At 63.9% G+C, this 24,820-nt stretch carries 16 protein-coding genes; 15 read left to right on the top strand and 1 reads right to left on the bottom strand.

Annotated features, from left to right (window positions below; genetic code table 11):
* Positions 1 to 112 precede the first annotated feature (112 nt).
* The 12 genes from ATE70_RS16810 to ATE70_RS16755 all read left to right on the top strand — a co-directional run bounded on the left by ATE70_RS16810 (position 113) and on the right by ATE70_RS16755 (position 19,106).
* A complete protein-coding gene (locus tag ATE70_RS16810) occupies positions 113 to 3,343 on the top strand; it encodes a TonB-dependent receptor domain-containing protein (protein ID WP_058799880.1) in 3,231 nt (1,076 codons plus the stop codon).
* Positions 3,344 to 3,381: 38 nt separating this feature from the next.
* The gene (locus ATE70_RS16805; RefSeq protein ID WP_058539001.1) at positions 3,382 to 4,680 is read left to right on the top strand and encodes an alkaline phosphatase family protein; all 1,299 of its coding nucleotides are present in this window, start codon (positions 3,382 to 3,384) and stop codon (positions 4,678 to 4,680) included.
* Between the two features lie 8 nt (positions 4,681 to 4,688).
* Complete coding sequence (acs, locus tag ATE70_RS16800; RefSeq protein WP_058539000.1) at positions 4,689 to 6,626, top strand: acetate--CoA ligase; 1,938 nt, start codon at positions 4,689 to 4,691, stop codon at positions 6,624 to 6,626.
* 516 nt (positions 6,627 to 7,142) lie between these two features.
* The gene (locus ATE70_RS16795) at positions 7,143 to 9,599 is read left to right on the top strand and encodes a TonB-dependent receptor (RefSeq protein ID WP_197411495.1); all 2,457 of its coding nucleotides are present in this window, start codon (positions 7,143 to 7,145) and stop codon (positions 9,597 to 9,599) included.
* Between the two features lie 26 nt (positions 9,600 to 9,625).
* On the top strand, positions 9,626 to 10,864 hold the full coding sequence (locus tag ATE70_RS16790; RefSeq protein WP_231732777.1) for a YdcF family protein: 1,239 nt from the start codon (positions 9,626 to 9,628) through the stop codon (positions 10,862 to 10,864).
* 22 nt (positions 10,865 to 10,886) lie between these two features.
* Positions 10,887 to 11,876, top strand: a complete 990-nt coding sequence (locus tag ATE70_RS16785) for a hypothetical protein (RefSeq protein ID WP_058538998.1) — start codon at positions 10,887 to 10,889, stop codon at positions 11,874 to 11,876.
* Between the two features lie 449 nt (positions 11,877 to 12,325).
* A complete protein-coding gene (locus ATE70_RS16780; protein WP_231732776.1) occupies positions 12,326 to 13,699 on the top strand; it encodes a 3-keto-disaccharide hydrolase in 1,374 nt (457 codons plus the stop codon).
* An 11-nt stretch (positions 13,700 to 13,710) separates the two neighbouring features.
* A complete protein-coding gene (locus ATE70_RS16775) occupies positions 13,711 to 15,024 on the top strand; it encodes a Gfo/Idh/MocA family protein (RefSeq protein ID WP_058538997.1) in 1,314 nt (437 codons plus the stop codon).
* 14 nt (positions 15,025 to 15,038) lie between these two features.
* The gene (locus ATE70_RS16770) at positions 15,039 to 15,887 is read left to right on the top strand and encodes an FAD:protein FMN transferase (protein WP_058538996.1); all 849 of its coding nucleotides are present in this window, start codon (positions 15,039 to 15,041) and stop codon (positions 15,885 to 15,887) included.
* Positions 15,880 to 17,145: a Gfo/Idh/MocA family protein gene (locus tag ATE70_RS16765; RefSeq protein ID WP_058538995.1), complete on the top strand. Its 1,266-nt coding sequence runs from the start codon at positions 15,880 to 15,882 to the stop codon at positions 17,143 to 17,145. Before ATE70_RS16770 ends, ATE70_RS16765 begins: the two co-directional genes overlap by 8 nt.
* A gap of 14 nt (positions 17,146 to 17,159) precedes the next feature.
* A complete protein-coding gene (locus ATE70_RS16760; RefSeq protein ID WP_058538994.1) occupies positions 17,160 to 18,329 on the top strand; it encodes a Gfo/Idh/MocA family protein in 1,170 nt (389 codons plus the stop codon).
* Between the two features lie 42 nt (positions 18,330 to 18,371).
* The gene (locus ATE70_RS16755; RefSeq protein ID WP_058538993.1) at positions 18,372 to 19,106 is read left to right on the top strand and encodes a FadR/GntR family transcriptional regulator; all 735 of its coding nucleotides are present in this window, start codon (positions 18,372 to 18,374) and stop codon (positions 19,104 to 19,106) included.
* Positions 19,107 to 19,130: 24 nt separating this feature from the next.
* Here ATE70_RS16755 and ATE70_RS16750 read toward each other — a convergent pair whose 3' ends face one another.
* The gene (locus ATE70_RS16750; protein WP_058538992.1) at positions 19,131 to 20,138 is read right to left on the bottom strand and encodes a sugar kinase; all 1,008 of its coding nucleotides are present in this window, start codon (positions 20,136 to 20,138) and stop codon (positions 19,131 to 19,133) included.
* 588 nt (positions 20,139 to 20,726) lie between these two features.
* Between ATE70_RS16750 and ATE70_RS16745 the strand changes: the two genes are divergently transcribed.
* Genes ATE70_RS16745 through ATE70_RS16735 form a run of 3 tightly spaced genes read left to right on the top strand, consistent with a single transcriptional unit; the run spans position 20,727 to position 24,774 of the window.
* Positions 20,727 to 22,040: an MFS transporter gene (locus ATE70_RS16745; RefSeq protein ID WP_058538991.1), complete on the top strand. Its 1,314-nt coding sequence runs from the start codon at positions 20,727 to 20,729 to the stop codon at positions 22,038 to 22,040.
* Positions 22,037 to 23,449: a glucuronate isomerase gene (gene uxaC, locus ATE70_RS16740; RefSeq protein ID WP_058538990.1), complete on the top strand. Its 1,413-nt coding sequence runs from the start codon at positions 22,037 to 22,039 to the stop codon at positions 23,447 to 23,449. The genes ATE70_RS16745 and uxaC overlap by 4 nt, the downstream gene beginning before the upstream one ends.
* Positions 23,446 to 24,774, top strand: a complete 1,329-nt coding sequence (locus ATE70_RS16735) for a mannitol dehydrogenase family protein (RefSeq protein ID WP_231733425.1) — start codon at positions 23,446 to 23,448, stop codon at positions 24,772 to 24,774. Before uxaC ends, ATE70_RS16735 begins: the two co-directional genes overlap by 4 nt.
* The last annotated feature ends 46 nt before the right edge of the window (positions 24,775 to 24,820 follow it).

Below are 24,820 nucleotides of genomic sequence, written 5' to 3'. Positions count from 1 at the left end.
CGCCCCTGAGGGGCCGCCCGGCAAAGTTTCACGTGCTCAGTTTATCCGGCCGCGCCGATCGGTGGCCGCCTGCCTACCCAGACTGCGATTTTTGCTTAATGCGGAGGGAAACATGAAAGCTCGTCATTCGATTCTATGCGGCACCGCGATGGTGTTCGCGCTCGCCACAGCAGCCGGCGCCCGCGCGCAGGATGCGGCTCCGTCCGCCGACGCGGCACCCGCCGAAGCCGATGCGCCGACGAAGGAAATCGTCGTGACCGGCACCAATATCCGGCGCGCCGAAACCGCGCTGCCGGTCACCGTCATCGACCAGTCGGAAATCGACCTGCGCGGCGGATCGACCGGCGCCGATCTTTACGAGACGCTGCCGTCGGCGTCGCCGCCCGAAATCAACGAAGGCACGATCGCCTCGCAGGGCGCGCGTGGCGACGTGTCGTCGCCCGACCTGCGCGGCATCGGTTCGGGCAGCACCTTGCTGCTGATCAACGGCCGCCGCATGGCGCCGCATCCGATTTCCGGGACCGATCAAGGCGTGCCGTCGCTTTCGGCCAATGCCAATGTCATCCCCACCGCGCTGATATCGCGCGTCGAAGTGCTGCGCGACGGCGCATCGGCGATCTACGGTGCCGATGCCGCGGCTGGGGTGATCAACAACATCATCTCGCCGACCAAGGATCGCGGACGCATTTCGATGGAAAGCGCGATTACGCAGCACGGCGGTGCCGAGGAATTCCGCGTTACGGCGGCGAAGACCTTTCAGTTCGGCCAGACGTCGATCGGCATTTCGGCCGACTATTTCCGGCGCAACGACCTGCTGTTCGGCGATCGCAAATGGGGGTCGCAGTCCGACCTGCGACGCACGCGCAAACTGCCCGCGCCGTGGAACGGCCTGCCGATCGTCAATCCGGCGACGGGCGCGAACTTCTCGCTCGACAACGACCTCGATAACGGCAGCACGATCACCCATTATGGCCAGTTCCGCCGCGGGTTCATTCAGTCGGACTTCCTGACGTTCAACGGTGGGCGGCCCGACGGCAACCGCGGGATCTCGACCTCGACCTCACCCGCGGGGGGCGTCGCGACGGTCGCGACCGACGGCACCTTCTTCCTTTATCCCGGCGCCGATGGCGCGGTGAATTTCAAGCAGACGGCGCCGTCGCGCAACCTCGGCAACCCCGAGGACGAATATTATGACAACCGCCTGCCGCACCGCACGCTTGTGCCGGGGCTGAAGCGGCTCAATCTCGCGATGTTCGTCGAACATGAGTTCAACGACAGCTTCACCATATTCGGCGATGTCCTCTTCTCCGGCTCGCACGCGAACAGCCAGCGCGAAGCGGCGAACATGCAGAACGTCAACGAACCGGGCCTCTATGTCCCGGCGTCGAACCCCTATAACCCGTTCGGCTCGCGCTTTTATCATCCGCAGGGCCTGCCCAACGCCGATGGCACCGCGCGCATCGCCGGCACACCCGCCGACGTCACGATCGTGTCGGGGCTGATCCCGCCGGGCACCAAGGATCGCTATATCGAAGTCGATTCGACCTTCTACCGTGCTATGGCGGGCGCGCGCGGCAAGTTCGGCGACAGCTGGGCCTGGGAAAGCGGCCTGCTCGTCTCGGGCGCCTACAGCCACGAGACCGAGTCGAACATCTTCCGCGAATCCTTGCTGCGCCGGGCGCTCGCGCGCACCGATGGCAGCGCCTACAATCCGTTCCCGGTGACGTTCAAGGTGGTGAACAACCGCGTCGTTGTCGATCAGCCCTATGTGAACCCCAACACGGTCACCGAGCCGATGTACGACACCGACAACCGCTATGGCAAAACGCAGATCATCGTGTGGGACGCGAAGATTGGCGGCGAGCTTTGGAAGCTTCCCTTTGGCGGCGGCCCCATCCAGGTCGCGGCGGGTGCCGAGGCGCGCTGGGAAAGCTATCATGCGTGGAAGGCACCGTTCGCGGGCCTCAACCCGCCCGGATCGGGAAATGATTTCCCGTACCTGCGCGAAAACGACAACGACTTCATCGCGATGAGTCCCAATTCGGACATCGACGCCAAGCAGAATGTGCAGGCCGCCTATGCCGAGGTCGCGCTGCCGCTGGTGACCGACGACAATCGCTTCTTCCTGTTCGACCGGCTCGAGCTGAGTGCCGCGATCCGTCACGAGCGCTTCTCGATCCACGGATCGAGCACGACACCCAAATACAGCATCCTCTGGGCGCCCGCGTCCTGGGTGAAGCTGCGTGCGTCCTATAATGAATCGTTCCGCGCGCCGAACCTGGCGCAGACCAACACCACGCCGCTGCTGCGCGTGAACTACACCGCCGATCCCTATCGCCGCGACGTCACCAATTCGGCGGCGGACGACAGCGCGCCGCGGCGCACCTTCCGCCAGGGCAACGACCGGCTCAATCCCGAAAGGGCGAAGAACTTCGGCGCGGGCATTGCGATGGAGGTGCCGGGCATCCGCGGGCTTTCCTTCACGGTCGACTATTGGCGGCTGAACCAGCGCGACGCGATCACCGCGCTCGGCAACACCGAGGTGCTCGCGACCGACGAACTGCTGCTCGACCTCGCCACCCAGGCGGCGCTCGCGTCGGGCAAGACGGCCGACCAGATCGATCTCGGATCGGGGACGGCCAATTATGCGGGCAACAGCCGCGTCACCCGCCGCGCCCCTACGCCGGTCGATATCGCGACCTTCAACGCGTACAACGCCGCGCAGCCAACCAACGCCACCAAGCGCGCCGTCGTCGGTGAGATTACCAGCCTGATCAACGACTATATCAATCTCGGCTCGCGCAAGCTCGCGGGGCTCGACCTCGCGCTGCAATATCGCGTGCCCGACTTTGGCCTCGGCCAATTCACGCTGAAGGCCGAAGCGACGCACTATCTGAAGCGCGACGAGGAGCTGGCCGACGATGGCATCGTCAACGACGAACTCGGCAAGAACAAGCGCGCCAAATGGAAGGGCATTGCGTCGGTCAACTGGAAGAGCGACGGCTGGTCGCTGGGCTGGTTCACCAGCTACTACGGCCCCTACGCCGACACGTCGGCGTCGACCACCGAGGCGATCTATGAAGCCCTCGGCCGGCCCAAGAGCATCATGACCTTTGACGATAACGGCATCAAGCGCTTCTATCTGCGCGTGAAGCCCGCGATCCTGCACAATGCGCGCATCACCTATGCCTTCGGCCCCGGCAACGACACGCGCGTGACCTTCGGCGTCAACAATGTCTTCGACGCCGATCCGCCCGTCGCGGACGAGGATGAGGGCTATTTCGTGGGCACCGTCAACCCGCGCGGCCGCCAGTTCAAGCTGAAGCTCGAGCACCGGTTCTAAGATTCCGCCCGACCCATCATTCATTTGTGGAGCCAGTCATGAAACTTTGGCGGACAATCCAGTTTTCGATCGCACTCGTGATGGCAACAAGCCTGCCGGTGGGCCAGGCGGGCGCCCAAACTGGGGCGGCGACACCGGACGACGCCGAAGTGTCCGGCCGTCACCCGGTGCTGATGATCTCGATCGACGGGCTGAGGCCCGACGCCGTGCTCGACGCCGATAAACATGGCTTGAAGATTCCGATGCTGCGCAGCTTCCTGACCGGCGGGAGCTACGCACAGGCCGTGATCAACGTGAACCCCACCGTGACCAACCCGAACCATACGACATTGGTCACGGGCGTGCTGCCCGCCGAGCACGGCATCTATAACAATCGGCCCTTCGCGCCGGCCGCTAAGCTGCCGAAAAGCTATAGCAGTTATGCGCAGATCAAGGCGCCTACGCTGTGGGGGGCGGCAAAAGCAGCGGGCCTCAAGACCGGCAGTATCTTCTGGCCGGTCACCCAAAGGGCTACCGATATCGATTTCAACCTCGTCGAAGGCAATGACGAGGATGACGCGAAGATCGCCGACGACGCGATCGCGCTGATCGAGCAGAAAAACCCCGAATTGCTGACGGTCCATTTCGTCAATTTCGACCATCAGCAGCATGAGTTCGGTCCGTTCAGCGCCGAGGGCAACGCGGCGCTTGAACGGATCGACACCGCGCTCGGCCGCGTCGTTGCGGCGTACCGGAAGACGCATTCCGGCGGCGTCGTCGCGGTCGTGTCCGATCACGGCTTCGACAGGGTGACGCATCAGGTCAATCTGAACGCCGCCTTCGTCGACGCGGGCTTCATCAAGCTCAGCGGCAAGGGCGACGAGCAGGAAGTCACCTCGTGGAAAGCCTTTGTCTGGTATGTCGGCGGGTCGGCGATGGTCGTGCTCCAGGACCGGAAGGACCAGAAGACGAAGGCAAGCGTCAGCGAATATCTGCAGAAACTGGCGGCCGACCCGGCCAACGGGATCGAGCGCATCTACGCTCGCGACGAATATGCGAATCGCGGGCTTCCGCCGGCAGCGGAATATGTCGTAGCGTTCAAGCCCGGATACCGGATGGCCAACGCGATGACGGGGCCGATCGTGAAGCCGTCCAAAGGCGGAGCGCATGGTGCCTTCTCGAGGCGGACGGTCCGTGCCGACATGCATTCGTCCTTCTTCATCACGGGGCCGGGGATCGCCGCGGGCCAGAATCTGGGCGTGATCGACATGCGGCAGATCGCGCCGACGCTTGCCGCGGAACTGAAGGTTTCGCTTCCCGCCGCCCGCGCGCCGGTGCTTCCGATCCGCGGCCAATGACGGAGGAGATGCGCGTGTCCGATATATATCCGGTTCCGGCCGAGTGGAAGGAGCGGGCACTTGGCGAAGCGGCCTATGCCGCGATGTACGAAACCTCGCTCGCAGAGCCCGACGTTTTCTGGCTGGAGCAGGCGAAGCGACTCGACTGGATGAACGCGCCGGACACGGCGGGCGACTGGTCGTTCGACGAAGGCGATTTCCGCATCGCGTGGTTCGCCGACGGCACGCTCAACGTCGCGGCCAATTGCATCGACCGGCATCTCGCGAGCCGGGGCGACGACGTCGCGATCATCTGGGAACCCGACGATCCCGCCGAAGACCCGCGTCGTATCAGCTTTCGCGAACTACACAGCGAGGTCTGCCGCTTCGCCAATGTCCTGAAGGCGCAAGGGGTCGGCAAGGGCGATCGCGTCACCATCTACATGCCGATGATCCCCGAGGCGGCGTTTGCGATGCTCGCCTGCGCGCGGATCGGAGCGATCCATTCGGTGGTGTTCGGCGGCTTCTCGCCCGAAGCGCTGGCGGGCCGCATCACCGATTGCGACAGCCGCGTCGTCATCACCGCCGACGAAGGGCGGCGCGGCGGCAAGCGCATCGCGCTCAAGGCCAATGTCGATGAGGCGGCAAAGCGCGCGCCCGCGTTGGAGAAGGTGATTGTTGTGCGGGCGACCGGCGGCGCGGTGGCGATGACCGCGGGCCGCGACATCTGGTATCACTATGCTGCCGCAGAGGTCGCCGCCGACTGCCCGCCTGAGGAAATGAACGCCGAGGATCCCCTGTTCATCCTCTACACGAGCGGCTCGACCGGCAAGCCCAAGGGGGTGCTGCACAGCAGCGCGGGCTATCTGCTCTGGGCGAGTCTGACGCATGAGCTTTGCTTCGACTATCGTCCCGGCGAGGTGTGGTGGTGCGCCGCCGACATCGGCTGGGTTACGGGGCACAGCTACATCCTCTATGGCCCGCTCGCCAATGGCGCGACGACCCTGATGTACGAAGGGCTGCCCAACTGGCCCGACGCGAGCCGCATCTGGCAGGTCGTCGACCGGCACAAGGTCGACACGCTGTTCACCGCGCCCACCGCGCTGCGCGCGTTGATGAGGGACGGCGATGATTTTGTGGCAAGGACGAGCCGCAAGTCGCTCCAGCTGCTTGGCACGGTCGGTGAGCCGATCAACCCCGAGGCGTGGCGCTGGTATCATGCGGTCGTGGGCGAGGGCCGCTGTCCGATCATCGACACCTGGTGGCAGACCGAAACCGGCGGCGCGATGATCGCGCCGATGCCGGGCGCGACTGCGCTCAAGCCCGGCAGTGCGACGAAACCCATGCCCGGCGTCGATCCGCAACTCGTCGATGGCGAGGGGCATGTTTTGCCCGGCGCAGCCGAGGGCAATCTCGTCATCGCGCGGAGCTGGCCAGGACAGATGCGCGGCGTCTGGGGGGATCGTGCGCGCTTCTTCCAGACCTATTTCACCACCTATCCGGGCAAATATTTCACCGGCGACGGCTGCCGCCGCGATGACGACGGCTATTACTGGATCACCGGCCGCGTCGATGACGTCATCAATGTTAGCGGCCACCGCATGGGCACGGCCGAGGTCGAAAGCGCTTTGGTGCTCCACCCCAAGGTGGCCGAGGCTGCGGTGGTCGGGATGCCGCACGATGTGAAGGGGCAGGGCATATACGCCTATGTGACGCTCAATGCCGGCTGCGCCGCGGACGACGCGCTGCGCGGCGAACTGGTGAAATGGGTACGCAGCGAAATCGGCCCGATCGCGACCCCCGACGCGGTGCAGTTCGCACCCGGCCTGCCGAAAACCCGCTCTGGGAAGATCATGCGCCGCATTCTCCGGAAGATCGCCGAAGGGGATGTGTCGTCGTTCGGCGACACATCGACACTCGCGGACTCCGCGATCTTGGAAGCTTTGGTGGCCAATCGAATCCGTTGAGAGGCGAAAGCGCCGTATCAAGATTGGTGGAATTGCCACCGCGGGCGCATTGCAAATCGAACGGCCGCATGTTCCCGTTTTTTTTCATAAGCGGACATTCCGCAAACGGTGATTTGCTGTCAGGTCGGTCGCTCGTGGAACGGCGCGCCAACGACCTGATGGTACATGGCTCAATCCGCTCGTGTCGCCCGTTTACAGCGATTTCGCAGCCGGTTTCCCGCCGACGCTGATTCAGGGCGGCACGCGCGAAACATCAATGTCTCCGGGTTTTTCGATTGGATAGCGGTGACCCATTCGTCGGCGTGAGCCAGGACATATCGGTGCTTCGCCCCGTCGAGGCATGCGCCGACAGGAAAATTCCGCCCTGTGAGGATCTGAAGGGACAGCGTGTAACCGCATTGACGCGAAGCGCCCCTAACCGGCCGAGTTCCATAAGGGGACTCGACAATGCAACTCGCACACAAAAAAACTTACGCTCTGACGCTTCTATCTTCTTTGACCGCGTTGGCATGGTCAATGCCCAGCATCGCTGCGGAACAGGATGCAACCCAAACGGCCGCTCCGGAAGCGGAGGCAGAAGCAGAAGAGACGGCGCAATCGGACATCGTCGTGACGGGAAGCGCCCGCGCCCAGCGCCGGTTCGACGTATCCTATGCCGTGAACTCCCTTGGACAAGAAGAGGTCCAGCGGATCGCGCCCAAGAATTTCGCCGACCTGCTGGGCACCGTTCCGGGTATCCAGGTCGAAGCGACTGGCGGCGAAGTGCAGAACATCACGCGCGTCCGCGGCATTCCTACCGATCGCGGATACCTGATCTTCCAGCAGGACGGGCTGCCGCTCTATCATGAGATTGACGGCGTGTTTTTCAACTCCGGTGAAGGCATGAACCGCTTCGACCTGATGACCGAGCGCGTCGAAATCGTGCGCGGCGGTCCGGCGCCGATCTATGCCAGCAGCGCCGCAGCGATCGCGAATAACATCACCGTGTCGGGCGGGCCCGATGCGCGCGGCAAAGCGCAGCTAACTTTGGGTGATACCGGCCTGTACCGGCTCGACGCGATGCAGTCGGGACCGATCGGCGAGCGCACCTATTTCGCCATCGGCGGCTTCCTGCGCCAGCATGACGGCTATCGCGACGGCGGCTTTCCCAGCGACAAGGGTGGCCAGATCCGCGCCAACCTGAAGCACGACCTCGACAACGGCTTCGTCAAGGTGTCGATGCAATATACCAACGACCACAACATCTTCTACCTCCCGATCCCGGTCGCCGATCCGCGCAATCCCTCTCTCTCACTCGATCCTTATATCGATTATCACACGGGTACACTGAACTCTCCGGCGCTCCGCAACGTCAACGTCAAATATCGCGATGGTGCCGGCGTGCTGCAGGGTTTGAACCGGGATCTTGCCGATGGCCGGCACATGCGCTTCTTCAACGTCGGCCTGCAATATGAAGGCGATTTCGATGGCTGGCTGGTTTCGGCCAAGGGCGGCTTCACCAAAGGCAAGAGCAGCTTCGACGCTTTCTATTCGACCACCAACCCGGTTAGCGCGAACACCTTTGCGGCAAGCTATCTGACGGCCGCTCGCACCGCTTTCGGGGCCGATGTGGCGCGGCTCGGCTATGCCGTTGCGGGCACCAACGGCGCGACGGTTTATGATCCGGGCGCGGCTTCGGGCCTCATCATGTCGGGCCAGTATCGCGTTTCCGAATCGGACTTTTATTCGGGGCAGGCCGATCTCAGTGTTACCCGCAAGTTCGAGACCGGCCTGGGCACCCATGACGTGCGCGTAGGCGTTTATGGGGCGGCTTATGGCAATACGCTCTTCCAGGCCTATCAGGACATGCTGATCGAAGTGCAGAGCCAGCCCCGCACGATCGACCTTGTCGCCTATTCTGCGACGGGCGCCGTGCTCGGCTCGGTCACCCAAAATGGCGTGTTGCGATACACCACCACGCTGAACCAGGGCGAGGCCGATGCGAAGATGGTCGCCGTCTATGCCAATGATACCTGGGAGATTACCGACGGACTGCGGGTCGACGGCGGCATCCGTAAGGAATGGTATGACTATGAAGGCTTTGCGCTGTTGTCGACCGCCGCTGATCTGGGTGATGCGACGACGCTGGCCGACAACGCCACCCGCGCTTTCAGCGGGGCCATCGTTTCGAACAAGCTCAAACCCTCGGCGACCAACTGGACGGCCGGCGTCAATTATGACTTCACGGACAATTTCGGCGCTTACGGCCGCGTTTCGAACCTGGAAGTGCCGCCCCAGATGGGCGTGGTATCCAGCACCGCCCCGACAATCATCAAAACCAAGGCGCGGCAGTATGAACTGGGCGTCAAGGCCAGCTTCGGCCCGCACTACCTCTACGTCACCGGCTTTTACACCAAGTTCGATCCTTTCAACGCGACGTTCATCGCGTTCAACCCGGTGACCGGCCGCAATGACCAGCCCGTGCCGTTCATCGGCGAGGCTGTCGCAAAAGGCGTCGAGGTTGACGGCCGGATCAAGCCGGTGAGCTGGTTCGAACTGGCCGGTTCGGTCACCTGGGCCGACCCCCAATATCGCAATCTCGCGAACACGTCGGGCGCCGATCCGACCGCGGTGAACGGCAACCAGATCATCCGCGAGGCCAAGTTTTTCGGCAATGTGCGTCCGTCTGTCCGTTTCCCGGTCGGCGGAGGCGAAGTCGAGATTGCAGGACGTTACGAATGGGTGGGCCGCCGCTACGTCGATCTTTTCAACCTGACGGCGTTGCCCGCTTATCAAACCTTCGGCGCAAGCGCGTCGGCGAGCTTTGGCAACTGGCGCTTCCAGGTGGTTGGTGACAATCTGACCAACGCCAAGGGATTGACCGAGGGGAACCCGCGGACCGACCAGCTCGCCGGCCAGGGCGCGAGCGATGCGATCTATGGACGGCCTTTGTTCGGCCGCAGCTTCCGCTTTATCCTCAGCCGCAGCTGGTAAGGGTGCGCGCAATTCGCACCACAGCCTTGAGCATCTGCCTGGCCGTCGCCTCGTCCCTTTATCCGGGAGTGGCGGCGGCGCAGGACCCGGCCGGCTACGCATCACCCTTTGCCGCCACGCTGGCGACCCGCATCTTTCCGCTGTTCGCAATGATGCGAACGGCGCCGGATTGGGCGCAGGCGCTGCGTGACGATCCCGTTCTGGTGGAACTTGCCGCCGCGCGCGCCGCGCGGGTGCCGGAAAACAGCTGTGCGCCGTCTCCGCAATGTCTGGCCGATGCGTGGATATGGACCGAGGCGGATATCGCCCTGGTGCAGACGCGGTTGCGGCTGATGGTGAGCGATAAAAAGCGCGCCAGGGCGCTCGTGACGCGGCAAATGCGACCTTCCGGGCGCTTCGCCCGCCATGCGGCACTGTCCGATGCGGATCTTGTCGCCACGGCGTGGGCCGAAACGGCGGCAGCGGTGAACCAGGTCATCGCCGTCTATGCCAAAGGGGCATCACCGCGTTATCCCGTTATCGACTCCATCATTTTCAATATTGCCGACCCCAAGATGGCGGACGTGCTGGATACGCACGGCGTCGCCACGGCCGCGCAGGCCAAAGCCGATGATCTTTTCTTCGATCCATCGTTGCGTTACGCGATTGGCCTCCTCCAGATGAACGAGCGTATCGACGCGGGCAGCTACCGGCCGCTATTGGGCGGTGACAATGCCGACACGGCCCGGGCTGTCGCCCGGATGAACTGGCGAGCAAAGCCCTATACCGCGCTGCTGGTGTTCGGCCATGGCCCGGAAGACGTGCAATCGCGCACGGGCGTGATGGGGCATATCCGCCTGGCCATTGCGGCCGATCTGTTCGCGCGCGGTTTGGCCCCTTTCATCATCGTATCGGGGGGCAATGTGCACCCCAACCGCACGCCGTTCAACGAAGCGGTCGAGATGAAGCGCCTGCTGGTCACGCAATATGGCATTCCGGCCGACCGCATCCTGATGGAGCCGCATGCGCGCCATACCACCACCAACCTGCGCAACTGCGCGCGGCTTCTGCTCGCCGCCGGCTTTCCAGAGGATCGGCCGGCGCTGATCGTCTCCGACCATCGCACGATCCAGTATATCGGCGGCGAGGAACTGGCGCTCCGCAACCTGAAGGAAATGGGGGTGCAGCCGGGCCGTCTGGCACCCGGCCCCGATCGCTTCACGCTGCGCTTCGTCCCCGACCCGGTCGCGTTTCACGTCGAACCGGCCGATCCGCTCGATCCCTGACGTCCTGTTCGGAGCAAAGTCCGTGCGCCATTTCCTGTTAGCTTTTGCTGCGGCCGCGTGCGCCGCCGTTCCTGTTCCCGTCCTCGCCTGGGGCGAACGCGCCCACGCAGTAATCGACAGAGCGGCCATCGCAGCGCTGCCCGCCGACGGCCCCATATTCCTCCACAGATATGCCGACTATATTGCAGCTTCTTCGACCATGCCCGACAGCTGGCGCAGCGCCTCCGAGCCCTTTTCAAAGATCGAGGAGGATCCCAATCACGGATGGTTCAAGGAGCAGTTCGCATTTTTGAACCCCATCCCGCGCTCGCGCTACGAGTTTATCCTCGCCTTGCATGACGAGTATCTGCGGATCAAGGACAGCGATCCGGAGCGGGCCAAGCGGACCAACGTGCGCTGGACCGGCACGCTGCCCTATGCGGCAATGGAAAGCTATGGGCGCCTTGTCGTTTGCATGCGCCAGATTCGCGCTGCGCAAAAAGCGGGTGCCGACGCCAGTGTGCCGGAACAGAACTGTGCCTATCAGGTTGCCCGCCTTGGGCATTATATCGGCGACGGTTCGCAGCCGCTCCACGCTTCGGTCAACAGCGATGGATGGCTGGGCGCCAATCCGAAAAACTATACGACCGATCGAAGCATCCATGGCCGTTTCGAGAGCGAGTTTGTCGATGCGATCGCGCTGGAGCCACAGAACCTCGCCGACCGGATCGGCGCACCGGCTCGGCAGCGAGGCGATTTGTTCGATGCCGTCCTGTCCTTCCTCGACGAGGCGGGGAGCCATATGGAAACCGTCTACATCATCGAGAAGAGAGGTGGCTTTGCCAATCCGGAGGATCGGGACGCGCGGGCTCTGGTCTACGGCCGGGCGGCAGCAGGCGCTGCGATGCTCAGGGACATGATCTACCGCGCATGGACCGAGAGCGCCGACCCGCCCGCTCAGGTGAATCCGTCCCCGCTCGATCCTGCAAATCCTCTCTATAATCCGGCAACTGGTTCCGCGCCCAGTCACTGAGCGCGTTCTCGACGGGATTCGGTCGGGGTCTTCGGCACAGCCCCGCCTGAAGGGGCAAATGGCATCGTGCGTGACCGATTCGGTTCAGACCGATCGGGTCCTTGCGACGAAGGTCGTGGTGTTCAGAAGCGCGTCGCTACGATAGCAAGGCGCAAATAGCCGCGATGCGAGAAGCGTCGCTCATCTGCGAGCCCCTCATTTGCTTCCAACGTCGATTGACCGCCCCGGTCCGCTTGCCGTCTCGCGAACCACAATCGGTCTGACATATCTATTGCAAGTGGCCTGACCACATATTAGTGGTTGGCAGGCACAAGCTGTGTTCGCGTGTTCACGCTAGCGGCAATATAATGCGAGAGCCTGGCGCGGCAGGAAATGAAGCGTGTTCGGGATGCCCTCGCAATAAAAAATTGAGAGGAGCCACGATGTTTCGAAGGATCGCATTTCTAGCTTTGGCCACCGCACCGCTGATAGCGCTGACGCCCGGTTCGGCTGCGCAGGATCAGCGGCAGGCTCCGTGGCAGGACGTCACGCCGCGCGCCGGACTCGCCGGCTGGCACAGCGCCGGGGGGCAGGCGCCCTATCGCGTTGTCGACGGCGAGGTCGTTGGCAGCGCCGTGCCGAACTCGGCGAACAGCTGGCTGGTGTCCGACGCGCTTTACGGCGATTTCATCCTCGAATTCGATGCCAAGACCGACCCGACGCTGAATTCGGGCGTGATGATCCGCGGCCAGAGCCGGCCCGATTATCGAAACGGTGTGGTTCACGGCTATCAGATGGAGATCGATCCCTCGTCGCGGCGCTGGAGCGCCGGCATCTATGACGAACAACGCCGTCAATGGCTCTATACGCTCGGCCGCAACGATGCGGCGCGGCAGGCCTTTCGCTCGGGCGACTGGAACCACTATCGTGTCGAAGCGATCGGGACGCGCCTGCGCACCTGGATCAATGGCGTGCCCGCCGCCGACGTTGTCGACGATGTGGACGCGCGCGGCTTCATCGCTTTCCAGGTGCACTCGGTTGCCGATGCGGTCGCGGCGAAGAAGCCCGAGGCACGTTTCCGCAACGTGCGGATCATCACCGACGCGCCCGCCCGCTTTGCCTCGCCCGCGACCAAGGTCGAGCAGCAGGGATGGCTGGCCAATCGCCTGACCGACGCCGAGCGCGGCGCCGGCTGGAAGCTGCTTTGGGATGGCAAGACGACGCAGGGCTGGCGGAGCGCCAAGGGGCCCGCTTTTCCGAAGAAGGGCTGGTCGATCGCCGACGGCATCTTGTCGGTCGAAAAATCGGGTGGCGCCGAAGCGACCAATGGCGGCGACATCATCACCACCCGCGATTACAAGAGCTTCGAGCTATCGGTCGACTTCCGGCTGACGCCGGGCGCCAATAGCGGGATCAAATATTTCGTCGATCCGAACCTGCTCAAGGGCGACGGATCGGCGATCGGTCTCGAGTTCCAATTGCTCGACGACGAACGCCATCCCGATGCGAAAATGGGCCGCGATGGCAATCGGACGATCGGCTCGCTCTATGATCTGATCACCGCGCGCAACCTCTCCGATCCCGATAGCCCGGGCAAGCGGGTCAACGCGCCGGGCGAATGGAACCGGGCGGTCATCGTGGTGCGCGGCAAGCATGTCGAGCATTGGCTGAACGGGTTCAAGGTCGTCGAATATGAACGGGGATCGCCCGCCTTTCGCGAGCTTGTCGCGCTTAGCAAATATGCGAAATGGCCGAACTTCGGCGAGTGGGAGCAGGGACCGATCCTGCTCCAGGATCATGGCGACCGGGTCGACTTCCGGTCGATCAAGCTGCGCGAATTCTAAGGGGACAGGACATGATTGACCGCCGTACGATGTTGAAGGGCGCCGCAGCGACGCTGGGCGCCACGATGAGCGCGCGCAGCTATGCGCAGATCAAGGGTGCGAACGATCGCTTGCGTGTGGCGGTGGTTGGCGTGAACGGGCGCGGGCAGGCGCATATGAGCGCCTTTTCGAAGCTGCCGAACGTTTCCGTCACCCATTTCGTCGACGTGGATTCGGCCATCCTCGCGAAGCGCGCGAGCGAATTTGCCGCCAAAGGCCATCCTGCCCCCAAGATCGTGGGGGACTATCGCCGGCTGCTCGACAGCAAGGACGTCGACATCGTCAGCATCGCGACGCCCGATCATTGGCACGCAAAGCTCGCGATCGATTCGATGAATGCGGGGCGCCACGTCTATCTGGAAAAGCCGATCGGCATCGCCCCCGCCGAAGGCGAAGCGCTGATCGCGGCACAGCGCCGCACCGGGCGTCAGCTGCAGGTGGGCAACCAGCAGCGCTCGAGCGTCGAGACACGGCAGCTTGTCGACATGGTCCGGGCCGGCGAACTCGGCGAAGTCTATGAGGCCCAGACCTGGTATGCGAATAATCGCGGGTCGATCGGCAAGGGGCAGGAAATCGCGCCGCCGGCCAATCTGAACTGGGATTTGTGGCAAGGACCGCGTCCGCGCGGCCCGTACCGTTCGAACTTGGTGCATTATAATTGGCACTGGTTCTGGAAATACGGGACGGGCGAGATTTGCAACAATGCGATGCACGAACTCGACATTGCGCGCTGGGTGATGGGCCTGACCTATCCGACCAGCGTATCGACGCAGGGCGGACGGCATTTCCACCGCGGCGACGATTGGGAAATGTATGATTCGCTCGCGCTCGACCTGATCTATGACGATGGCCGCGCGATCCGCTGGAACGGGCAAAGCTGCAATGGCATCAAGACCTATGGGCGTGGCCGCGGCGTGCTGCTGCTCGGCACCAAAGGGTCGGCCATCGTCGATCGCAACGGGTTCGAGCTGTACGATCTGGAAGGCAAGTTGACGCGGGAGGTGAAGGCCCCGGCCAGTTCGGAAACCACCGGAACGGTCGGCGAGGGTGCGCTCGACATCCTTCATGCCGGCAATCTGGTCGACGTCATCCGCGGCCGCGCCAGCGCGCTCGCATCGCCGATTGCCGAAGGGCATATCAGCACCGCGCTCTGTCACCTCGGCAATATCGCCTATCGCACGAGCGGCGCGCTGACGATCGATCCGGCGACGGGCAAACCGGCCAATGCCGATGCCATGAAGCTGTGGTCGGTCGATTATGAGCCGGGCTGGGAGGTCAAGGGCTGACCCCTGGGGCGATCATGACCGACGTTGTGCGCTTTGCTTCGATGGGGACGCGCGTCGAACTGCATCGGTTCGGTGCGGGTGACGACGACGCGTTGACGGCGGCGCAGCGCGCGATCGAGGCGGTCGACGATGCGTTGACGATCCATCGCCCCTCGGCAACGACCGCGCTCAACGAACGCCTGATGGCGGGGCAGGGGGCTGCCATCGACGATGCGCTGTTGTTCGAAGCGCTGGTCACGATCGAGGAGTTGCGCGCCTCGACGCTCGGGCTGTTCGATCCCGCGGCCGACCGCCGGTTCGCGTCGGCGGGATGGAGCGCCATCGCATTTGATCGCGGCGCCGCGCGGATCGAGATATCGCAGCCCGTCGCGCTCGATTTCGGCGGATTCGGCAAGGGCTTCGCGCTCGATCGCGCCTGCGCCGTCCTGCGCGAGAAGGGTGTCGTATCGGCGTGCCTGTCGGCCGGGGAAAGTTCGATTGCCGTCGTCGGCGAACACCCGCTTGGCGGCGGCTGGCCGTTCGCGATTTCCCATCCGCTGCGTCCCGACGAGATTCTGGTCGAACTCGAACTCACCGACGAATCGGTATCGATCTCGTCGACCGTCGGTGCGGGGACGAACGCGCCCGAACGCGCCGCGATGATACGCCCGACCGATGCCACCATCGTGTCTGCGCCGCGCTGCACGGTTGCCGTCGACCGGCTTGGCGCGCATGCCGAGGCGATGAGCACCGCTTTGCTCGTCGCCGATGAAGATCAGGCGGAGCGCTTGCTGAACGGCGACCGGACGCGCCGTTTTCTATTCGATTTCCCCCGGGGAGCGGCGATCCCCGATCAATCTGCCAGGATGAGTTTTAATGACTGACAATGATTTCGACCTGTCACGGCGATCGTTCATCGATCGCGTGCTGATGGCGACAGCTGGCGCGGGGATGGCCGCAGCGGCGCCCTGGGCAAGCACAGCCGCCCTCGCCGCACCGGTGGCGAAGGGCGATCGCGTACGGCTGGGGGTGATCGGCACGGGCGATCGCGGTCGGGGACTGATCCAGAATATCGCCAAGACCCGCAACTGCACCGTGGCGGCGATCTGCGACAATTTCGAGCTGCATCTGGCAAAGGGGCGCGCGCTGGTCGATGCGTCGACGCGTGCCTTCACCGATCACCGGGCGATGCTCGATGCGGGCGGTCTCGATGCCGTGGTGATCGCGACCCCGCTCGACCTTCATAAACAGCAGAGCTTCGATGCGTTCGATGCGGGGCTTCATGTGTGGTGCGAAAAGGCGATGGCGCGCACGATCGACGATTGTAGCGCGATGGTGAAACGGTCGCAGGACAGCGGCAAGGTGCTGCAGATCGGCCATCAGCGCATGTTCAAACCCACCTATCTGAACGCGGTCCGCCGCGCGAAAGAGGGCGAAATCGGATCGCTTACGCAGATCCGCGCCAGCTGGCACCGGCAAAGTAGCTGGCGCCGGCCGGTTCCCGCCGGGGCCACCGACCGCCAGATCAACTGGCGCCTGTATCGCGACAGCTCGGCGGGGTTGATGACCGAACTGGCGACGCACCAGATTCAGGTCAGCAACCTGTTCTTCGACGCCGTACCGACCCGCGTGATGGGATCGGGCAGCATCTGTTTCTGGAAGGACGGGCGCGAGGTCTATGACCATGTCGCGCTGATCTATGAATATGCGGGGGGCCGCAAACTGATCTACACCTCGCTGCTGAACAACGCGCGTTATGGCTGCGAAGAGCAGATTCAGGGCAGCAAGGGGACGATCGAACCCGAACTCGGTCGCATTTACAAGGAACTGCCGCCGAAAGAGCTGGCGCTGCTGCGCATGCAGGCCGACGTGGCGAGCGGGAAAAAGCGTACGGTCCCGATCGGCGGTGCGACCTGGTTCGCCGAACTTCCCGTCACCACGCCCGGCGATTCGCTCGGCTGGGGCGAATATGACGAGACGATGCTGCAGTTCGAGGGTTTTGGCGAAGCGGTACGAACCGGCAAGCCGCTGCCCGGCCTGTTGTCGCAGGCCTATTACGCGAGCGTCGCGTCGCTGCTTGGCGAACAGGCGATGGATAGCGGTCAGGTGATGGCCTGGCCGACGTCGCTGGTCGCCATCTGAAAAAGGAACAAGCCATGACCGACACCAACCGGCGCGATCTTCTGGGCCTTGGCCTGACCGCGGGGCTCGCCGCGGGCTTCGCGGTCGATGCGCTGGCGCAGTCCGCGGCGCGCGGCGATGCGCCGACCGAGGGCGCACCCGCACGCCCGGCGCCGGAAGCGAAATATCGCGTGCCGTTCGCGGTGATCGGGCTCGATCATAATCACATCTATGGCATCACCGACGCCGTGATCCGGGGTGGCGGCGTTCTCACGACCTTCCATGCGACCGATCCCAAGCAGATTGCGATGTTCCGCGCGCGCTATGGCGATATCGCGCTGGCGCGTTCGGAAGACGAGATTCTCGACAATGTCGCGATCAAGCTGGTCTGCAGCGCAGCCATCCCCGGGCTGCGCGCGCCGCTGGGCATCCGCGTCATGCGCGCGGGCAAGGATTATCTCAGCGACAAGGCGGCGATTACCTCGCTGAAGCAGCTTGCCGACGTTCGCCGCGCGATCAAGGAGACCGGCCGCAAGTTTGCGATCATGTATTCCGAACGGCTGGAAGTGCCCGCCGCGGTCATGGCGGGGCAGCTCGTCCACGACGGCGCGATCGGGCGTGTCATCCAGACCGTCAACCTTGCCCCCCATCGACTGGCCGCGGCATCCCGCCCCGGCTGGTTCTGGGACACGGCGCGCAACGGCGGGATCCTGACCGATATCGGCAGCCACCAGGCCGATCAATTCGTCTATCTGACGGGCAGCAAGCGTGCGCATGTCGTCGCATCGCAGACCGGCAATTTCGCGCATCCCGAACATCCGACGTTCGAGGATTTCGGCGATATGATGCTGAGCGGCGACGGCGGCACCGGCTATGTCCGCGTCGATTGGTTCACGCCCGATGGTTTGCCGACCTGGGGCGATGGCCGTCTCTTCATTCTCGGCACCGAAGGCTATATCGAGCTCAGGAAATATGTCGATATCGCCGGCCGGCCCGGCGGAAATCACCTGCTTATCGCCGACCGGAAGGGTGTTCGGTATCTGGACTGCTCCAAAGTGCCTCTGCCATTTGGCCCGCAGTTCGTCACCGACATCGTCGAAGGGACATCGGTGGCGCAAGATCAGGAGGGAGCGTTGCTCGCCGCCGAACTGGTGCTGACGGCGCAGGCGCATGCCAAGCCCGCCCGGCAACAAGCGACCTTGTAACGCATAGGCCAACAAGATAGCGGTTTCCTCATGGGGAATGGCATGGAATCAAAACGGCTCTACGAACGCGTATCCACCGATATCGCGGCCAAGATCGAGGCGGGGGAATATCCGATCGGTACGCGGTTGCCGTCGGAGCGGCAACTCGCCCAGTCCTATGACGTATCGCGGCCGACGGTTCGCGAGGCGATCATCGCGCTCGAGGTCGACGGGATGGTCGAAGTGCGCAAAGGATCGGGCGTCTATGTGACGGCAATTTCGCATGCCGATGTTGACGGCCCCTCCGCCGACGTCGGTCCCTTCGAACTGCTCGAAGCGCGCCGTCAGATCGAGGGGGAGGTTGCCGCGCTCGCTGCCGGACGGATCACCGACGAACAGCTTGCGGAGCTCCGTACGCTCGTAAAAGCGATGGGCGATGCCGGCGGCGACAGCGCGCGCGCCGAAGTGGCCGACCGCCAGTTCCACGAACTGATCGCCAGCGCGAGCCTGAACAGCGCCTTCGTCGCGGTCGTGGAATCGCTGTGGGACATGCGCGCGCGCTCTTCGCTCTATCGTCTGCTCAGCAGCAAGGCGCATATCGCGGGGGTGACCCCGAGCGTTGCCGAGCATGAGGATATTGTCCTCGCGCTGGAAGCGCGCGATCCAGCGGCGGCGCGCGCCGCGATGCAAAAGCATCTGGCGCGCGCGCTCGAAGCGCTGCTGGAGGCAACCGAAGTGCACGAGGTCGAACTGGCCCGAAAGCGGGTCGCCGACGAACGGAGCCGCTACGCCCAGTAATCGGGCTATACCCTTTGCCTATCCCTATCGCCTGACATCGAAACCCTCGCTCAGGAAGGCTTCGATATCGGATCGCCCGAACAGGCTCGCATCGCCGGGAAGCGAATGCTTCAGCGCGGCGAGCGTCAGCCCGGTTTGCGCCGCAACCGCGATGGATTGGTCGCGCAGCAGCGCATCGAACACGCCCGCAGCGAATGCGTCGCCGGTGCCGATGCGGTCGACGATACCGGCCACCCTGATCTCCTCGGTCTGGGCGAAGTCGTCGCGCGTATCGATCCGCGCGGCGAGGCGGTGATGGTCCACATCCTCGACATGGCGCGCGGTCGAGGCGATCAGCGCCAGCTTGGGAAAGGCATCAAATGCCGCGTCCGCCGCGGTCCGTCGTCGCGCCGGCCCGTCATCGCTAAAATCGCGGCCGAGCAGGAGCGCGATGTCGCGATGATTGCCGAACATGATATCGGCCAGGCCGACCAGCCGGGACAGGATGGCCCTGGCATCGCCGTCCCAGCTTTCCCACAGGCGCGCACGATAATTGCCGTCGAACGAGACAGGAATAGCAAGCCGCGTCGCGGCGTCTGCGGCAGCGAAGGCCGCTGCCGTTCCGCCGGGGCCCAGCGCCGGGGTGATTCCCGACAGGTGCAGACGGCCGGCGCCGGCGAGGAGCCGATCCCAGTCCCAGTCCGCTGCGGGGGCGTCAGCGAAAGCGGAATGGGCGCGATCGTAGATTATGTTGGTAGCGCGCAAACCGGCGCCGTTCACGGCATAATAGACCCCCATCCGTCCGGGCCGCCGCGCGACGGCCGAACAATCGACGCCGTGCCCCCGCAGCGCGGCGACGGCCGCGTCGCCGAGCGGATCGTCGGGCACGGCGCTGACGATCGCCGTGTCGTGGCCGAGCCGCGCGAGCGCGGTTGCGACATTGGCCTCGGCGCCGCCGATCCAGACGTCGAGCCGCGGCGTCTGGAGCAGGAGTTCGCGCCCCGGGGGCGACATGCGCAGCAGGATTTCGCCAAAGGCGACAAAGCGTCCCATGTTGGTCAGTTCCTTTCGGTCGGAATCCCGGCCGCGCCGGGCATCGTCTCGGCTGGTGCCGGTCCGCTCATATCGTCCTCTCCAAGTTCGACCTGCTTCTTCGGGCTGGTCGGTTCGGAGCAGGTGCAAGCCTATTTGGTATGGCCAATTTTGACAATCGCTTTTTTTGCTGAGCGAGTGGGGCGGTGCGAAATCTTGGGAATATTTGTTTTCCATTAGGCCAGTTCGGTTTGCCGAAAATGCTTTCCTGCGCCTGATAATCGCAGAACATTGGGAAATTTCTCACATGTTTCGCTGGCAGGTCGATCCGTGTGACGAGTTTGGCATGTAACAAACCACTTGTTGCAATCGGTCAGACCAATCCTTATGGATATTGCAGAAAGGGGCGCGGAAAGCGTCCGGACTGTTGTGGAGAATGTGATGCGGGCCTTCCTTTTCGATAGCGCATTGGCGCGGCCTTTGATCGGCGCCGCCGTGCTGCTTGCGGGGGCCACCGGCGAGCGCGCGCCGACCTTCTAGCCATCCCCAGCCTTGCCGGGGTTCGTTCGGACGGATCCCGGCATTTTTCTGGTGCCACGGGAGAGACATATGACGCAGGGCATTGCAGCAGGATCGGCGCCGCCGGTATCAAAGACGGGACGCTATCGTTGGCTGATCGTCGCGGTGCTGTTCGCGGCCACGACGGTCAATTATATCGACCGCACGATGCTCGGCCTGCTGGCGCCCGTCCTCGGCGACGAGATGCGGTGGAGCGAGAATGACTATGGCAACATCGTCATGGCGTTTCAGGCCGCCTATGCGCTGGGTTTCCTGTTGATGGGCTGGCTGATCGACCGCTTCGGCCCCAAGATCGGATACAGCATCGCGATCGCCATCTGGACGATCGGCCATGTCGCCCATGGTTTCGCGGGATCGATCGCCTCTTTCATGGCCGCGCGTGTCGTCCTCGGGGTCGGCGAGGCGGGGCATTTCCCCGCGGTCGTTCGCGCGTCGAGCGAATGGTTCCCCCAAAAGGAACGCGCTTTTGCGATCGGCTGGGTCAACAGCGCAACGACGATCGGGGTCATTTTGACCGCGCCGACGATCTGGCTGTTCATGGTCTGGGCGGGTTTCGACTGGCGTCAAACCTTCATCTACACCGGCGCATTTGGCGCTCTCCTGCTGGTATTGTGGCTGTGGCTCTACAGCAATCCGCGTGAGAGCGGGAAGGTCAGCGATGCCGAACTCGCGTGGATCGAGCATGATCCGCCCGAGCAGGTCGCGCGCCTCGGCTGGTCGAAAATCGTCACCAAGCGCGAGGCATGGGCGTTCGCGGTCGCGAAATTCCTCATCGATCCCGTCTGGTATCTGATGCTGTTCTGGCTGCCCAAATATTTCGCCAGCACCTATGATGTCGACCTGAAGGTCGTGCTGCTGCCGATGATCATCATGTACCTTCTCTCCGACGTCGGCAGTATCGCGGGCGGCTGGCTCTCCTCGAAGCTGATCCAGCGCGGGCGCACCCCCAATTTCGCGCGCAAGCTGACGATGGTGATCGCCGGTTGTTTCGTCCTGCCGCTGTTGTTCGTCACGGGCCTCGACAATATGTGGCTGGCCATCGTCCTGATCGGTCTCGCGCTCGCCGGGCATCAGGCCTTTTCGTCGACGATCCTCTCGATCCCGCCCGACATGTTCCCCAAACGCGCGGTCGGGTCGGTGATCGGACTTGGCGGCTTCATGGGCGGCATCGGCGGGATGATCATGGCCAAGTCGACCGGGCTCGTGCTCGATGCGACAAACGGCAATTACACGATCATCTTCGCCGTGTGCACGACGGTCTATTTCCTCGCCGTGCTGGCGCTCCATCTCCTGAGTCCGCGCCTGACGCCGGTCACTGTCGAAAGCGAAGGCACCTCCGCATGACCCGCCCGTTTCAGCTTCATCCCGATCGCCTGTTCCCGTCCGATCTCGCGCAGCGCGATATTTGCCGGCGCCTTTATGCCGAGGTTGCCGACCTGCCGATCGTCAGCCCGCACGGGCATACCGATCCGGCGTGGTTCGCGGGCAACGCATCGTTCGGCAATGCCGCCGAGTTCCTGCTGCATCCCGATCATTATGCGTTCCGGATGCTCTATTCGCAGGGCATTTCGCTCGATGCGCTGGGGATCCGCAACAAGGCGGCCGGCCCGCGCGAGAGCTGGCGGCTGTTCGCGCAAAACTATCATTTGTTCCGCGGCACGCCGACGCGGATGTGGATGGACTGGGTGTTCGCCGAGGCATTCGGCTTCGACGTGCAATTCTCGGGCGAGACGTCGGACCTCTATTACGATCTGATAACCGAGAAGCTCGCGACCGATGCCTTTCGGCCGCGCGCGCTGTACGATCGGTTCGGTATCGAAGTGATCGCAACGACTGAAAGCCCGCTCGATACGCTCGAGCATCACGCGGCCGTTCGCGCCGCCAACGCCAGCGGCGAATGGCTGGGTAAGGTGATCACAGCCTATCGCCCCGATCCGGTGGTCGATCCCGAGTTCGAGGGCTTTCGCGACAACCTCAAGCGCTTCTCCGAGTTGAGCGGCGAGGACGCCTACAGTTACGCCGGCTATCTCGCCGCGCACCGGAATCGCCGCGCCTTCTTCGCCGAGATGGGCGCGACCTCGACCGACCATGGCCATCCGACCGCCGCGACTGCCGACCTTTCGGAGACGCAAGCCGAAGCGCTGTTCGCGCGCGTCACCGGCGTCAATGTCAGCGCCGCCGACGCCGAGCTGTTCCGCGCGCATATGCTGACGGTGATGGCGCGGATGAGCCTCGACGACGGGCTCGTCATGCAGATTCACTCCGGCAGTTTCCGCAACCACAACCCGTGGCTGTTCGAGCATTATGGCCGCGACAAGGGCGCCGATATCCCGACCGCGACCGACTATGTCCATGCGCTGCGCCCGCTACTGGGGCGTTATGGCAACGAAGCCGCGCTGACGATCATCCTCTTTACATTGGACGAGACAAGTTATGCGCGCGAACTCGCGCCGCTCGCGGGCCATTATCCGGCGCTGAAGCTCGGCCCCGCCTGGTGGTTCCACGACAGCCCCGAAGGCATGCGGCGCTTCCGCAGCCACACGACCGAGACCGCGGGCTTCTATAACAGCGTCGGCTTCAACGACGACACACGCGCTTTCCTGTCGATCCCCGCGCGCCATGATGTCGCGCGGCGCATCGACTGCGGCTTCCTTGCGCAGCTCGTCGCCGAGCATCGCATGGAGGAATGGGAGGCGGCCGAGCTTGCCGTCGACCTCAGCTATAATCTCGCCAAGGCCGCGTACAAGCTGTGAGGCTGTCGGCGCAAACGAAGCTTCCGGCGTCGGTGCAGGCGCCGGGTTACGACCGCGAGCGCCAAGCCGCGGGCATCGTCCATATCGGTATCGGCGCCTTCCACCGCGCGCATCAGGCGGTCTACACCGACGATGCGATGCGCGCGGGGGATCGCGACTGGGGCATCATCGGGGTGTCGCTCCGTTCAGGGGACGTCGCGGCACAGCTGAACCCGCAGGATGGGCTTTACACGGTCAGCACACGGAGCGTCGCCGGAACCGAAATACGATTGATCGGCGCGGTCCAGCAGGTGCTCGTCGCTTCCGACAATCCGCAGGCCGTGGCCGATGCGATTGCGGCACCGACGACGCGCATCATCAGCTTCACGGTCACCGAGAAGGGCTATCTGCGCCGGGCCGATGGCTCGCTCGATCTGGCTGCGGCGGCCGGCGGTTCCAGCCTCTATCGCTTCGTCGCGGCAGGGCTCGCGGCGCGCAAGGCCGCGGGCCTGCCCGGGCTGACGCTGCTCAGCTGCGATAATCTGGCGGGCAATGGCGCGGTGCTGCGCGCCTTGATGCGCGACTATCTCGCCGCTTGTCATCCCGACCTTTCGGCGTGGTTCGACAGCGAATGCCGATGCCCGGCGACGATGATCGACCGCATCGTCCCCGCGACTACTGAGGCAGACCGCGCCGAAGTCGAAACCACCCTTGGCGTCCGCGACGAGGGCGCGGTGGTCACCGAAGGCTTCAGCCAATGGGTCATCGAGGATGATTTTGCCGGCCCGCGGCCGCGCTGGGAGAATGTCGGGGCCGAGCTGGTCGCCAACGTCGCGCCCTATGAAACCGCCAAACTGCGTATGCTCAACGGCGCGCATTCGGCGCTCGCCTATATCGGGCTTGGAGCAGGGCACGTATTTGTCCATCAGGCAATCGCCGACCCGGCGATCCGGCCGGTGATCGAGCGGCTGATGCGTGAGGAAGCCGCCCCGACGATCGACGCCGCGCCGGGACAGGATCTCACGGCTTATGCCGGCGCCCTGCTCGACCGCTTCGCCAACCCCGCGCTGAACCACCGGCTGATCCAGATCGCGATGGATGGCAGCCAGAAAATCCCGCAACGCTGGCTCGAAACGCTGGCATGGCACCAGCACCGTGGGCAGCGTTGCCCTTCGCTCGAGGCTGCGATCGCTGCATGGATCGCTTTCCTGCGCAGCGACCATACGATCGACGATCCGCTTGGCGATAAGCTACGCGAAGCGGTCGCAGCTCCCGATGCAACGCAAAGGCTGTTCGGTGAAGGCGCGCTGATCGCCTCCGAGTGGCGGCCCGAAAGCCTAGCCTAATTCCGTCATCCCGGCGAAGGCCGGGATCTCGTCGTCGAAATATGAT

The organism is Sphingopyxis sp. H053 (assembly GCF_001468225.1).
Taxonomy (GTDB): Bacteria; Pseudomonadota; Alphaproteobacteria; order Sphingomonadales; family Sphingomonadaceae; genus Sphingopyxis.
Note: the sequence above shows the minus strand (reverse complement) of the source record. Positions and strands in the feature narration are given on the sequence as shown.